Raw genomic sequence first — 13,343 nt, forward strand, 5'->3', positions numbered from 1 at the left:
AGAAGCTGTTTATGGCACAGTTGCTGTGATAGCTGCTATAGTATTCACAGCATCTGCTATAGCTGCTATCATTACTCAAGCAATTCCTTTTGCATGTCTTACTGGAATTGCTTTAGTCGTTGGATGTGTTTGTGTATATCAATTAACGCAGAGTCATAAGAACATTAACGAACTGAAAAGTGAGTTAGAAGAAAATAGTACCCTTACTTTTCTAGAAGAAATAGGATTAAAAATGCACGGTCTTATTAATAAAGCAACTTTAAAAATTTAAGATCTTTCCTGTTTTACTACACCACCTCAATTTTACTTTCATAGGAGGACATATGTCATTCACAGAAATTAGATTTCCAGAAAATATATCTTATGGTTCCACTGGAGGACCGGAATTTTCCACTGACGTTGTAACAACTCATAACGGTTGTGAACAGCGCAACATCAATTGGTCTCATGCACGCACTAGATACAACATAGCTTACGGGGTCAGATCAAACGAGCAGCTAACAGAACTCATAACATTTTTTCATGCACGAAAAGGTAAAGCAATAGGGTTTCGTTTTAAGGATTGGTCAGATTTTATAGCCATTAATCAAAAGATTGGTATAGGAGATAACAAAAAAACGACTTTTCAGCTAATCAAAACTTATGTAAGTGGGGAAGATAAGCATATACGTATGATCAAAAAGCCAGTACATGGGACAGTAAAGATTTATTTAAATGGTAAAGAAGAGAGTGAATATTCAGTAAATTATTCAACGGGAGAAATAACATTTATGAAGCCACCAGTAAAAGATGCGATAATCACTGCGAGCTTCGAATTTGATGTGCCCGTGCGCTTTGATACAGATTACTTAAACGCTTCTATTGATGACTATGGAAGCAATAGCTGGAATAACATTCCACTAGTAGAGGTGAAGTTTAATTAAGCTGCTTTAAAATTTCCTCCTGTTGCTGAGTGTGAACACTAGCATAACCACATGCAGGAGATGCAGCAGCAGGTCTTGCGATACACTTAGGTCTTTTTGCTTGAATATTGAGGTCAGATAACACCTCGTCTATCAATGGGTTGACAAAAAACCATCCCCCCATATTTTTTGGTTCTTCTTGACACCATATAATTTCAGCGTTCTTGTACTTTTCAAGTTCGCTGCTTAATTTATCGGCTGGAAACGGATAGAATTGTTCTAAACGTATCACTGCTATATCGTTTATTTTTTGTGTTTCAAGCATTTCAATTATATCGTAATAAACTTTACCACTGCATATTACAACTTTACGTATTTCATTATTTGAAACTAAACCTGTTCTACATTCTGGAATTACCGTGAGGAATTTTCCTTCAAAGTCAGATAGGTTAGAAACTGCTCTTTTATGACGCAATAGTGATTTAGGTGTAAACACTACTAAAGGCTTACGAAAGTCTCTATGCATTTGTCTGCGTAAGACATGGAAGTAATTCGCCGGAGTGGAACAATTAACTACCTGCATATTATCCTCTGCGCAGAGTTGCAAAAATCTCTCTATACGTGCGGAGCTATGCTCAGGTCCTTGCCCTTCATAACCGTGGGGCAACAATAGAACTAGACCGCTTGATCGCAACCACTTTGTTTCTGCAGATGCGATAAACTGGTCGATCATAATTTGTGCACCATTTGCAAAATCACCAAATTGTCCTTCCCAGAGCACCAGTGAATACGGAGAATCAAGACTATATCCATATTCAAAGCCCATTACAGCATACTCTGATAAAGCGCTATCTATGACCTCAAAGTGAGCTTGCTTTTCATTTATATTGTTTAGCGGAATAAACGCTTCTTCTGTTGCCTGATCAACAAGCCTTGAATGACGGTGCGAGAAAGTCCCACGACCAGAATCTTGTCCTGATAAACGCACTCCTATTCCTTCTGTAAGCAGTGACGCAAATGCAAGACTTTCGGCAGTTGCCCAGTCTATATTGCTACCAGAATTTATGCTTTCTATTCTTCCATCGAGTATTTTTCTAACCTTATTGTTAATGTTAAAGCTACTTGGAATATTGCTATTTATATGCACACCCAATTTTTTCAACTCATCTGGCGGAACACCAGAATCTGTGTAGTATTCGCTCAAATCGTTCAGCTTTGCTCTTCTTAATTTTGACCACACTCCACCGAACCAGTCAGCTTTTTTTGGAGTGTAAGTCACTGATTCAGCAAGACTTTTATCTAATTTTGCCCTGAACTCACTGCGCAATTTATTTACTTCATCGCCATCTAATACTTTCTCTGCAGTCAATTTTTCTTCATACAATGTTCCAGGAGTTTTATGTTTTGATATCAGCTTATACATAAGTGGCTGAGTGAAATTCGGTTCATCGCCTTCATTATGGCCGTATTTGCGGTAGCATATTATATCAATCACTACGTCCTTTTTAAATTTCTGCCTATATTCCATCGCCAGACTTGCAGCAAAACTCACAGCTTCCGGGTTATCTCCATTCACATGGAAAACCGGAGCTTCTATTGATTTTGCTATGTCAGTGCAATAAAAAGAGGATCGTGCGCAGCATGGGTTAGCAGTAAAACCAACTTGATTGTTTATAACAATGTGCACAATACCACCCACTTTATAACCTTCAATGTTGCTTAGGCTCAAGGTCTCGGCAACGACACCTTGACCGATGAAAGCCGCATCACCATGAATTGATATGCCAAGCACAGACCTTATATTCTGTTTTGCTCTTATTCTTCCAGCCAAAACCGGATTCACCGCTTCAAGGTGAGATGGGTTAGGGCATAAACTTAAATGTATTTTTTTGCCACCTGTAAGTGCTCGATCAGAAGAATAGCCAAGGTGATATTTAACATCACCAGACACCTCAAGACCACTTGGGTATGCAAGGTTGCCTTGAAATTCAGATAGCATTGCCGCATATTCTTTGCCCATAACTTTGGTTAGAACATTGAGCCGTCCGCGGTGAGCCATGCCAAGGACTATTTCTTCAATACTAAAAGCTGCAGAATCACTAATAGTTTTTTCAATAGCAACGATAGCTGATTCCCCACCTTCGATAGAAAAACGTTTATATCCAGGAAATTTCATATGGAGAAATTGCTCGAGCATCTCAGATTCGATCAAGTGCCTCAGGATTTCCTTTTTATCTTGTGAACTCAGCGTATAGGTTTGATTTTCGATCTTTTCCTGCAGCCATATTCTCTCCTCATAAGAGGAGATATGCATAAATTCAAAACCGATATTCTTGCAGTAAATATCTCTATAGATTTCAGCGTCACTTGCCGGAGATAGATTTGAATATTTTTGGTAATCTATTAATTGATTCTCACTTGGTGACAATGGGTTTAAGTCTGCAAAAAAGTGACCATAGGACCTGAAGAAATTTGCTAAACTAGAAACTGAATCATCTACCTTAGTTGCATTGCAGGGCTCTGCTTTATTAACTTCTAAATTGCTTGAAAAAATTCTATACCAATCTTCCCCGATTGATTTATCGCCCTGCAGATAACGGCTATACATTTCTTCCACAAATTCTGCATTATCACCATAAAGGCAGCTTAAATTCGACATAATCACTATAAAAAGTATCAAATACTTATAAGTATAACTTAAGTTTTTTAAAAAAGAACTTTTTTAGTTTCTATACGTCATACCGTGATTTATTCACGGTATCTCATCCGCTAACAAGTAGCGGAATGACGATTTATCAGCAATCTAAGTCATACCGTGATTCATTCGCGGTATCTCTTAGCATAGATCCCGCTAACAAGTAGCGGAATGACGAATTACTATACCACCGCGAACCGTCATACCGCCGTGGTATCTCTTAGCATAGATCCCGCTAACAAGTAGCGGGATGACGAATTACTATACCACCGCGAACCGTCATACCGCCGTGGTATCTCTTAGCATAGATCCCGCTAACAAGTAGCGGGATGACGAATTACTATACCACCGCGAACCGTCATACCGTGATTTATTCACGGTATCTCATCCGCTAACAAGTAGCGGAATGACGGTAAACCTAGATTACTTTAGCTATAATTATTAAGCTGCACCTGCTGGATTTGGTGATTGACTATTAAGAAATTCTGCTCTAGCTTCGGTAAAATCTGGTGAGGGTTTTGAAAAAAACGCAGTTTTTATTGCACAGTATGCGCAATATAATGCAACAGCAGCAGTACTTACTGTAAAAATGGCAAACCCGATTTTATCTGCTTTTCTGAAATCTCCAACTGCAGCCTCAAGTGCGCAGCAGATACTAAAAAGCGAAAAATCACTATACCACCAGAGTATAGTAACACCGTATCACGATCAACGGCACCAAATAGCTGCCCAACTTTACTGTTGTGTTCAGCATAATCTACTGGTCTTTTATTGTAATGATCTTTTAAGTCTGGGTTAGCGCCTTTCCTCAACAGCAATTTTGCAATTTCAACACGATCGTGACTTTTATCTTCAAATAAGTAATGCAACAGTGTTTTACCTTGACTATCTTTTGCATTAGGGTCAGCACCTTTATTTAAAAGTGATTCAGTAACTTTGTGGCAAGAAACGCCATCACTATTATTAATAACATAGTGTAATGATGATTTACCTTCTCGATCTCTCGTATTAGGATTAGCACCATGCTCTAAAAGCAAAGCTATGATCTTAACTCTTGACTCATTCTTATAACCTGTATATCTTAATGCAAAGTTCAATGGTATACTGCCACCAGTACCTTCTGTATTCAAATAGTTAAATTTATCATCATTTTTTACTGTCTTCAGCAACAACTTCAGAAAATCTAGCTCATTACTGTTAATAGCTGATATTACAAGATCCGAAAAAGCTTCTGCTTGACTATCGGTAAGCGATTTATATGCCTCGATCTGCGTTTTTAATACATCTGAGTTTTTTTCACTATCAAATAATTTCTTTCTGGCTTTAGAGATAACGTCATGGCTATCTGTTAGTTCCAAAATTTTTAAAGCTTCTTCTTTATTCATGATCATTACCCCTGCTAATAGTGTTGAAGTTGAGTATAACCCAAAATTTCAAAAAGCAAAGCTTTTTATGTTAAACTGCATCCACTGCGCAATCCCATAACTGTACAAACATTGTAATTTATCTCCATCTAGGAAAGGGTGTCATCCCAGTGCCCCTATGATGTCATCCCAGTGCCCAGACACTGGGATCTAGTTTTCCATAAATGGTGCATTTTAACATAACTTTTATACTTGATAAAATTCCTGGATTCCAGCATCAAGTGCTGGAATGACACCTCTCTTTGAGCTATAAACATTAAGAAATTTACCAAATGAAAAAAAAGGCAAAAGAAGCCCCGAGTAGCGAGTTTTGACTCTATATTACTGTAAGTGGCGCTGTAATAATGTGCTAACGCTTAAAATAAGCGCGATTTGGCTGAATGTAGAAAAAATAAAAAAGACATGCAGCCGCTATAATTTTATGTAATCCGCCAATAAATACCCTAAGTTTTTTACTGAATTTTGTCATTGAGCCTGCAGGTCAAAAACAAGTTTTGAGTCATAAATACCCTTATTGTCATGATAAGGGAGCTGGCGGAGTTTGTCAAGTCGTTTTTCGTTTAATCCGTTTCTATGAGCTACTTGGATGACGAGGAAAGAGCACTTACATATTTATGGCAACCTCATTACCTGCGCTCAAACAGTTTTTCAATATCACTGAGTTTCATTTCTATATAAGTTGGTCTTCCGTGGTTGCATTGCCCGGAATATGGAGTTTTTTCCATTTGTCTCAGCAGCTCATTCATCTCCTCTAACCTCATTTTCCTGCCTGCTCTAATTGATCCATGACAAGCGATAGTAGCCAATATCTTGTTCACTTTGTCTTCTACTGGCAATGTATCTTCTATTTCCGTTAATCTACCCACTATATTAATTAGCATCTCTTTCACATCTATTGCTCCCAAAATTGCAGGGATTTCTTTTACTATCACTTTATTCTCTGATTTGATTTCAATATCAAAACCCATTTCAAATAACTTATCTTTATAGATTTCAATCATCTCCATTCCAGCTTGATTTTTGATTTCAACCGTTTCAGGAAGAAGTAGTTTTTGTCTTTTTATACTTGATTTTTGTTTTAGGCATTCATATACTAATCTCTCGTGGGCTGCATGCTGATCAACTATAATCAATTTGTCTCTTACCTCGGCAATAATGTAAGTATTATAGACCTGACAGCGTGCAAACCCGAGCGGGTGGCTCTCTATCAAATCAACTTGCTCTAACACCTTTTTTTCTAGAACCATAATTTCCGCTTGTGATGGGGATTTCTGTATGCCGGTATAATCAAACGATTTTGACTGTTCTGATAAGCCTTTTGCTTTTTCATTTGGAGAAGCAAATTCTTTTATTAGTTGATTTTCAAAAGGACTTGGCCTTCTTTCATAAAATTCATTTTGAACATCAGATTTATCAAAAGGATCTGATAATGAACCTTTCAAAAAACCCTCTATTGTATTAGTAGTTTTCTGGTCACTAGCTGGAATGACATCAAAGGTGCCTATCCTTCTTGACAATGCTTTGATTAATCCTCTTGTCACTATCTCATATATGAGCTTCTTATTCTGAAACCTTACTTCTGACTTATTTGGATGCACATTTACATCTACTTGATCATAAGGTATCTCTAAATGTAACGCTGCAAAAGGATACCTATCGCTTGGAATAAAATCATGATATGCATACCTAACCGCACCAATAAGTAAATTATCTTTAATTGGCCTTCCATTAACAAATGTATAGATCTGAGTTGACTTACCACGATTGACGGTTGGCTTACAGATGTGTCCCGTAAGTTTGATGCCGTCTTCTTCTTCATTGACCTCCAAAGAATTGCCCTGAAATTCTTCTTCTACTTCACACAATCTATGAAATAACGAAGTCTGCTTAGCGTATTTTAAGAGCTTTTTATTACCTGAAGTGAGAGTAAACCCTATATGATAGTTAACCATTGCTAGGTTGTTTACAATATCAACAATGCTTTGAGTTTCTGCTCTTTCGGTTTTTAGAAATTTTAGTCTATTTGGGGTAGCGAAAAACAAATCTCGTACTTCAATATGTGTCCCTTGTGATAAAGAGTAAGGAGTTAGCTCCCCCATCTTTTCTCCACCCTCATAACTTATAGACCATGCTTCACTTGCTCCGCTTGCTTTAGACGATAATTTTATCCTACTTACTGCTGCTATTGAAGGCAGAGCTTCTCCTCTAAAGCCAAGATGCTTGATTTCTATCAACTCACTATCGCTCAATTTTGAAGTAGCATGGCGCATAAACGCAAGTTCTAAATCGTTTTTTTCTACTCCGTTACCATCATCTGTAACAATAATAAGGTTACGCCCACCACTTTCTATTTTGATCTCTATTTCTAAACTTCCAGCATCTATTGCATTTTCAACTAATTCCTTTACTACACTTGCTGGCCTTTCTATCACCTCCCCCGCTGCTATACGGTTTATGGTTTTTGTGTCTAGAAGGATTATTGCCATAGATTTATTATGAAACTGGTTTTTCTTTTACTTCTTTGGTCTGTCTCTCTCTCCACTTTTTTAACCTACCTGCAATTTCACTGTTGGAAATTGACAATATAGATACGGCGGTAATGGCAGCATTATATGCTCCATTTTCTCCTATAGACATGGTTGCAACTGGAACACCCTTTGGCATTTGAACTATAGAGAGTAGACTGTCCAGCCCATTTAATTGTTTACTATGCACAGGAACGCCGATAACTGGTAAACAAGTTAATGACGCAACCATACCAGGTAAATGAGCTGCACCTCCTGCACCAGCTATAATAACCTTGAAACCTTCTTCTTGTGCAGATTTAGCAAAATTGAAGAGCCTTTCTGGTGTTCTATGTGCAGATATTATGAATATGTCATGTGAAACTTCTAATGCTTTTAGCATATCGACGGTATGGACCATAGTGGTGTAATCTGACTCACTTCCCATAATAACAGCAACATCTTTTTTTATTTTTGTCATATTCAACACAATTTTACTTACTAACTAAATAGTGTTCCAGCTAAAAAGCAACAAATATTTAAGTTATATTATAAATATAGTATATAGAATTCTCGTTAAAATAGAAATTTTAAAAATTTAAATAAATATCTATGTTAAGATATAGAGATATAAACTTCTTATGTAAGATAAATTTATAAAATAATTATTTTTGTATTTCAAGCTTTGTAATTTTAGCTTGTTCTTTCTGTAAATGATTTTTTCAGAGAGGCTGATGGTAAAATGGTAATTTAAAATTACTAGAAATTTGATTGAAATATTAATATACAATCAACTTAAAGTTTTAAATTTGATATCATATAATTATTGACAAGTTATATGATATTAATATCTTGGTATATTAAATATTATGCTATAATATTTAATAAAGTTAATTGATATGTGAGTGTAAGAATTATGGAAATAATATCGTTAAATAACTTAGACAGTGCAGCAATAAAAACAAAGTTGCTTTATATAATAAATAAAATTATAGAAAAAAATGCTTGGACTCAGGCTTTTGCAGCTGAGAAACTTGGTATTGATCAGCCAAAGGTATCACAAATTAAAAATGGTAAAATAGATGGTTTTTCTTTAGAGCGATTGTTAGGATTTCTAAAAAAACTTGATCATGAAATAACAATCACGATGACAGAAAGCCAAGAAATAAAATCTGAGGCAGAAAAAGTAAAACATGAAGTTGAATCGCAATAGATACAAAGTTGACAACTTGTTTTTTGTGATATAGTATAAAACTTATTAAGGTAGTATCTTATGGCTGAGTCTATTGTAGAAAAGTGTACAGAACAGGTAAGTAACCGTTTCAAATTGGTTCTATTGGCAAGTCAAAGAACACATGATTTAAATACAGGAGCAAGTAATCCAGTTCAAACAGTTCAGTTTAAAGACCATAAAAACACCATAGTTTCCTTATATGAAATAGCAGAAAAACAGGTGGATACTCATGAGCTATTTAACCTTTTGGTAGGTAGATGCAAGGAGTACATGAAAGGAAATATGAATAATGTTTACAGCAGTAATACAAGTAAGCTAGCGAATTTATTAAATTTTTCTGATGGTCAATTTAACACAGATCTTGATGCAAGTTAAGAAAGCCAAGATTATGAAGTGGATGGTGAAATAGATGATGAAATAAATGATCAAGATGGCGATGAAGAAGTATCCGTTTAGAAATCTACTGAAGTTACATAGTCTTTAAATGCTTCACATTGCTATCTATACACTGTTGTTCTGTATGAGTATAATGTTGTGCCGCATAGTGTCTAAGTCAAGTGATGTGTACAATAAGGTTTTAGCGTTCAATAATTTCTCAACGCAAGTAGTTGTACTCATAACAGCAATATCAATCATTCTGAATAATTTTTTTTTAATTGATATAGCATTGTTGTATGCTAGCGTTAGCTTTATATCAACTATAGCACTAATGAGATTAATGTTGTTTTAATAATTTATGATAGGATCCGTTCTTATATTTTTAGGCATTTGTTCAGTAATCATTTCAAGTGTGGGAGTAATTAGATTTCCTGATTTCTATACTAGGTTACATGCAGCAGGTATTACAGATTCTAGCGGTGCAACGCTATTGTTAATTGGTTTTGCTTTGCAGAATGGATTTTCAATCAATACTGTTAAAATAATATTATTAATTCTTATAATATGGGTAGCTAGCTCAACTAATGGCTATATTTTAGCGCGCACTTATTATAAAGTTAAGAAAAAAACTGTTAAAGAAGGTTAAGGTGTTAGAAATATTAAATGTAGTGCTACTTTTGTTGTTACTAACAGTTACGGTTTTTATAGTCTTCTCGCGACATTTAGTCGTAAGTGCTGTTCTAATGTGTGTATTTAGTTCACTTATTGCGCTTATATACTTAATTATGAATGCACCTGATGTTGCAATTACTGAAGCTTCTGTTGGTGCGGGGCTCAGTACGATTTTTACGTTTGCAGCACTCTCCTTGATAAAGAATCATAAAGTAAATCTATCTCATAACCCTATAACGCTTTTTTTTATGTTATTTCTGGCTGTATGTTTGTCATATTTTATGATTCAATTGCCAGATTTTGGCAGCCACAATGCTCCGATCCACTTGCATGTTGCTCCTTATTATGTGGAAAATACCGAAAAAGCTACCGGTATTCCTAATATAGTGACAGCTGTTTTGGCAAGCTTTCGTGGTTATGACACGTTTGGAGAAACTATAGTAGTTTTTACTGCTGCGCTTTGTATAACGTTGATATTAAAAGAAGAAAAAGACAATGATTAAAGATCCGATATTAAATGCAGTAACATTTTTGATGATACCTTTTATCATTTTATTTGGTTTATACATACAATTTCACGGTGATTACACTCCGGGTGGAGGTTTTCAAGCAGGAATAATTATTGCCTCCGGGATAATATTATATTCAATGCTATTTGGTGTATCTACAACTCTAAAAGCAATACCTTATTCTGTGATTAGATTGACTAACGTGTTAGGTATTTTAATTTATGGAGGAACGGGCGTTGCAACAACTTTACTTGGCCAAAATTTTTTATCTTATGATATCTTGTCAGCCAATAATAGAACCGGTCAAAAATTGGGTATTTTTTTGGTGGAATTAGGTGTAGCATTTACTGTCTGCTCCTCTATGTTAATTATATATATGAATTTTGCTCGTAGGAAAAAACAATGACTTTATATAATTATACGATTATTATTGTATTAATGGTGCTAGGTTTATATATTATTATAAACGATAAAAATTTAATCAAGAAAATGATAGGGGTAAGCGTCTTCCAAGCATCTGTTTTGTTGTTTTACATATCTCTAGGATATATAAAAAGTTCTTTGCCTCCTATATTGGTTTCAAATTTTTATTCATATAGCAATCCTATACCTCATGTTTTAATGCTTACTGCTATAGTGGTTGGAATTGCAACATTTTCAGTTGGATTGTCCATAGCAGTAAAAATGGAAGAAAAGTATGGAACAATTGATCAAGACAAGTGTACATAAATTAACAGTATCTTAAACTATATGAAGTAACGAATAGCCACAAGTTAAAAGTAAAATTATAGACTTGCTCGTTGTAAGTTTATTTGTTAATAAGAAATAAAATTATAAACTATAAAGGTAATGATGTCAACTATTAATGATGCAGAAGATAAGAAAAAAGTTATCAGAGATCTTGTAACTAAAAGTATAAAAAAAGGTGGTTTTGTCACCTTTGATGATATAAATGATAAATTATCAGATGAAAATTTTTCGTCTGATTTTATAGATGATGCTATATCTTTATTGCAGGATTCCGGAATTAATGTGCTTGAAAGTAGCGAAGATGAAGAAGATATTCCTTCCAACAGTGATGATAGTAAACTTGATGATGATGACACATCGCCAAATATTACTGCAACTTTAGTACAAAATGATGATCCAGTGAGGATTTATTTACAAGACATGAGCTCTGTAAAGCTTTTGTCAAGGGCAGATGAAATCGAGATAGCAAAAAAAATTGAATCTGAAAAGCATAACATGTTACGTGCAATAATTGAAACATCAGTAACATTAAAGGTGATAAAAGTATGGCGTGATGATTTAAGTAGTGGAGCTCTCTTACTGAGAGAAATTATAGATCTGGATGCAATTTATAACTCTGACTTTAATGTGGTACCCAAAGAAGAGAGTGAAGAAAGTGCTGAAGATGTTGAGGATTCTGAGGATGTTTCTGAAGATGCTGAGTACTGTAGTGATGATGAGAAAGATAGTAAAAAAAGTGATGATGAGAAAGACGGTGATAATGAAGATATAAATTCAGCGAATTTAAATGTTTCTATTCTTGAAATGGAAAGTGACTTATTGCCAAAGGTCATAGTTGCATTGGATGAGATAATTACTTTAACAAATGAAGCATTGGTATTAAGAAAAAATTCTAAAGATTCCTCTGATGAACTAGAGAATTTATATAGTCAAATATGGTCTATAGCATTACAAATTAAGTTAAGTGATGCTGCTGTTGCCAGAATTACACAAGAACTTTATAAGATAAATAGATCCATCACGCTTGAAGAGGCTAATCTTATTGCTGAGGCTAGAAAATACGATATCGATAGAGAAAGTTTCTATAAAGTTTATGATGACGTGCTTTTAAAGCACGAATTGAAAAAGATAATTCTTTTAAAGATCAATGAAAATCAGTCCTCTTTTACAGGTGAATTAAAAAACAAATTTTTAAGGTTTATAGACGATAACTCTGAACATATAGCTAGTACTTTGAACGGTATTAAGCAGCATATACAGGAAGATAACGTGCAAGAATTTAAGGAGCTAATCAGGAGAATACAAAAACACGAACGAGAAGTCTCTGAAGCAAAGCAAGAGATGATTAAGGCTAACTTAAGGCTAGTAGTTTCCATTGCTAAGAAGTATTCAAAAAGAGGCCTTGATCTGCTTGATTTGATACAAGAAGGCAATATTGGTCTTATGAAGGCCGTGGATAAGTTTGATTACAAACGTGGATATAAATTTTCAACTTATGGCACTTGGTGGGTAAGACAATCAATCACTAGGGCAATACCTGAGCAGTCTAAAGTAGTTAGAATACCAGTTCATATGGTAGAAGTTATCAGTAAAATCAACAGAGCATTAAGAAAAATGACTCATGAGATGGGAAGAGAGCCGACGTTAGAGGAATTAAGTGTAGAACTGACAATGCCACTGGAAAGAATACGCAAAGTTATGAAAATAGCAAGGGACCCAGTAAGTCTTGAAGCTCCAACAGGAAAGGATGATAGTAGTACCTTCGGTGATTGTATAGAAGATAAGCGAGTCTCCAGACCAGAGGATGCTGCAATACTTGCTGACTTGCGTGGCATTACAACCAATGTTCTTGCAACTTTAACACCAAAGGAAGAAAGAATTCTAAGAATGCGTTTTGGCCTTGGTAAAGATGGGAAGGAGCATACCTTAGAAGAAGTAGGAAAAATTTTTAATGTAACACGTGAGAGAATTAGGCAAATAGAGGCAAAAGCACTGCGCAAGTTGAAACATCCAAGCCGCGCTAGAAAACTTAGAGGGTTCTTTTAAGTATACGTGTCAAGTTAAGAAGAAGCTGATTTTGCCCGGAAAAAGTGGAGAAAAAGTCAGAGCGTTTTTAAAATAAAACGTTTTTTCAAAAAGGTATGATATGAAGGAAATGCACAATAAAGTTTAAAATGGGGGTTGTAAAAAAGTTGCACCGCTATTTTTTTTATGAATCTAATGAAGCAACATGCTAATCTACGGTAAATATTATGACGAACAAAAATGACAATTC

General features: G+C 35.2%; 14 protein-coding genes and 1 pseudogene. 10 read left to right on the plus strand and 5 right to left on the minus strand.

Annotated features, from left to right (window positions below):
- Nucleotides 1-25 precede the first annotated feature (25 nt).
- Both ABWU23_RS03445 and ABWU23_RS03450 read left to right on the plus strand, forming a co-directional pair.
- Complete coding sequence (locus tag ABWU23_RS03445) at nt 26-271, plus strand: hypothetical protein (protein ID WP_253307281.1); 246 nt, start codon at nt 26-28, stop codon at nt 269-271.
- 52 nt (nt 272-323) lie between these two features.
- Nucleotides 324-923 carry a TIGR02217 family protein gene (locus tag ABWU23_RS03450; RefSeq protein WP_253307282.1) on the plus strand — a complete coding sequence of 200 codons (600 nt, stop codon included), beginning with the start codon at nt 324-326 and terminating at the stop codon, nt 921-923.
- Here the strand turns inward: ABWU23_RS03450 and ABWU23_RS03455 are convergent.
- The 5 genes from ABWU23_RS03455 to purE form a co-directional block, all read right to left on the minus strand.
- A complete protein-coding gene (locus ABWU23_RS03455; RefSeq protein WP_353270810.1) occupies nt 916-3,561 on the minus strand; it encodes a 2-oxoglutarate dehydrogenase E1 component in 2,646 nt (881 codons plus the stop codon). The two genes, ABWU23_RS03450 and ABWU23_RS03455, sit on opposite strands and share 8 nt — an antisense overlap.
- Before the next feature lie 614 nt (nt 3,562-4,175).
- On the minus strand, nt 4,176-4,982 hold the full coding sequence (locus tag ABWU23_RS03460; RefSeq protein WP_265045295.1) for an ankyrin repeat domain-containing protein: 807 nt from the start codon (nt 4,980-4,982) through the stop codon (nt 4,176-4,178).
- Nucleotides 4,983-5,137: 155 nt separating this feature from the next.
- A complete protein-coding gene (locus ABWU23_RS03465; protein WP_264736007.1) occupies nt 5,138-5,278 on the minus strand; it encodes a hypothetical protein in 141 nt (46 codons plus the stop codon).
- A gap of 369 nt (nt 5,279-5,647) precedes the next feature.
- Nucleotides 5,648-7,507: a DNA mismatch repair endonuclease MutL gene (gene mutL, locus ABWU23_RS03470; protein ID WP_265017345.1), complete on the minus strand. Its 1,860-nt coding sequence runs from the start codon at nt 7,505-7,507 to the stop codon at nt 5,648-5,650.
- A gap of 7 nt (nt 7,508-7,514) precedes the next feature.
- A complete protein-coding gene (purE, locus tag ABWU23_RS03475; protein ID WP_253307285.1) occupies nt 7,515-8,006 on the minus strand; it encodes a 5-(carboxyamino)imidazole ribonucleotide mutase in 492 nt (163 codons plus the stop codon).
- 435 nt (nt 8,007-8,441) lie between these two features.
- Between purE and ABWU23_RS03480 the strand changes: the two genes are divergently transcribed.
- The 8 genes and pseudogenes from ABWU23_RS03480 (at nt 8,442) to rpoD (ending at nt 13,114) form a co-directional block, all read left to right on the plus strand.
- A complete protein-coding gene (locus ABWU23_RS03480) occupies nt 8,442-8,738 on the plus strand; it encodes a helix-turn-helix domain-containing protein (RefSeq protein ID WP_253310011.1) in 297 nt (98 codons plus the stop codon).
- 60 nt (nt 8,739-8,798) lie between these two features.
- Nucleotides 8,799-9,215: pseudogene (gene rpoZ, locus ABWU23_RS03485) on the plus strand (DNA-directed RNA polymerase subunit omega).
- A 28-nt stretch (nt 9,216-9,243) separates the two neighbouring features.
- Entirely contained in the window at nt 9,244-9,489 is a 246-nt protein-coding gene (locus ABWU23_RS03490) for a monovalent cation/H+ antiporter complex subunit F (protein WP_082860906.1), read from the plus strand.
- Nucleotides 9,490-9,495: 6 nt separating this feature from the next.
- A complete protein-coding gene (mnhG, locus tag ABWU23_RS03495) occupies nt 9,496-9,783 on the plus strand; it encodes a monovalent cation/H(+) antiporter subunit G (protein ID WP_096617042.1) in 288 nt (95 codons plus the stop codon).
- A 1-nt stretch (nt 9,784) separates the two neighbouring features.
- On the plus strand, nt 9,785-10,312 hold the full coding sequence (locus ABWU23_RS03500) for a DUF4040 domain-containing protein (protein WP_264688399.1): 528 nt from the start codon (nt 9,785-9,787) through the stop codon (nt 10,310-10,312).
- Nucleotides 10,305-10,724 carry a Na(+)/H(+) antiporter subunit B gene (locus ABWU23_RS03505; RefSeq protein ID WP_164224942.1) on the plus strand — a complete coding sequence of 140 codons (420 nt, stop codon included), beginning with the start codon at nt 10,305-10,307 and terminating at the stop codon, nt 10,722-10,724. Before ABWU23_RS03500 ends, ABWU23_RS03505 begins: the two co-directional genes overlap by 8 nt.
- Nucleotides 10,721-11,047, plus strand: coding sequence for a cation:proton antiporter subunit C (locus tag ABWU23_RS03510; protein ID WP_253307288.1), 327 nt, complete (start codon nt 10,721-10,723; stop codon nt 11,045-11,047). Before ABWU23_RS03505 ends, ABWU23_RS03510 begins: the two co-directional genes overlap by 4 nt.
- Nucleotides 11,048-11,170: 123 nt before the next feature.
- A complete protein-coding gene (gene rpoD / locus ABWU23_RS03515; RefSeq protein WP_264688398.1) occupies nt 11,171-13,114 on the plus strand; it encodes an RNA polymerase sigma factor RpoD in 1,944 nt (647 codons plus the stop codon).
- Nucleotides 13,115-13,343 lie beyond the last annotated feature (229 nt).

This window comes from Wolbachia endosymbiont (group A) of Hedychridium roseum (assembly GCF_964028325.1).
Lineage (GTDB): Bacteria > Pseudomonadota > Alphaproteobacteria > Rickettsiales > Anaplasmataceae > Wolbachia.

What these genes read in the sequence shown, in the direction of transcription:
- mutL (WP_265017345.1), bottom strand. Translation starts at nt 7,507, where the DNA reads ATGGCAATAATCCTTCTAGACACAAAAACCATAAACCGTATAGCAGCG.
- purE (WP_253307285.1), bottom strand. Translation starts at nt 8,006, where the DNA reads ATGACAAAAATAAAAAAAGATGTTGCTGTTATTATGGGAAGTGAGTCA.
- ABWU23_RS03480 (WP_253310011.1), top strand. Translation starts at nt 8,442, where the DNA reads ATGGAAATAATATCGTTAAATAACTTAGACAGTGCAGCAATAAAAACA.
- ABWU23_RS03460 (WP_265045295.1), bottom strand. Translation starts at nt 4,982, where the DNA reads ATGAATAAAGAAGAAGCTTTAAAAATTTTGGAACTAACAGATAGCCAT.
- ABWU23_RS03450 (WP_253307282.1), top strand. Translation starts at nt 324, where the DNA reads ATGTCATTCACAGAAATTAGATTTCCAGAAAATATATCTTATGGTTCC.
- ABWU23_RS03455 (WP_353270810.1), bottom strand. Translation starts at nt 3,561, where the DNA reads ATGTCGAATTTAAGCTGCCTTTATGGTGATAATGCAGAATTTGTGGAA.
- ABWU23_RS03490 (WP_082860906.1), top strand. Translation starts at nt 9,244, where the DNA reads ATGCTTCACATTGCTATCTATACACTGTTGTTCTGTATGAGTATAATG.
- rpoD (WP_264688398.1), top strand. Translation starts at nt 11,171, where the DNA reads ATGTCAACTATTAATGATGCAGAAGATAAGAAAAAAGTTATCAGAGAT.
- ABWU23_RS03505 (WP_164224942.1), top strand. Translation starts at nt 10,305, where the DNA reads ATGATTAAAGATCCGATATTAAATGCAGTAACATTTTTGATGATACCT.
- ABWU23_RS03510 (WP_253307288.1), top strand. Translation starts at nt 10,721, where the DNA reads ATGACTTTATATAATTATACGATTATTATTGTATTAATGGTGCTAGGT.
- mnhG (WP_096617042.1), top strand. Translation starts at nt 9,496, where the DNA reads ATGATAGGATCCGTTCTTATATTTTTAGGCATTTGTTCAGTAATCATT.
- ABWU23_RS03465 (WP_264736007.1), bottom strand. Translation starts at nt 5,278, where the DNA reads ATGTTTATAGCTCAAAGAGAGGTGTCATTCCAGCACTTGATGCTGGAA.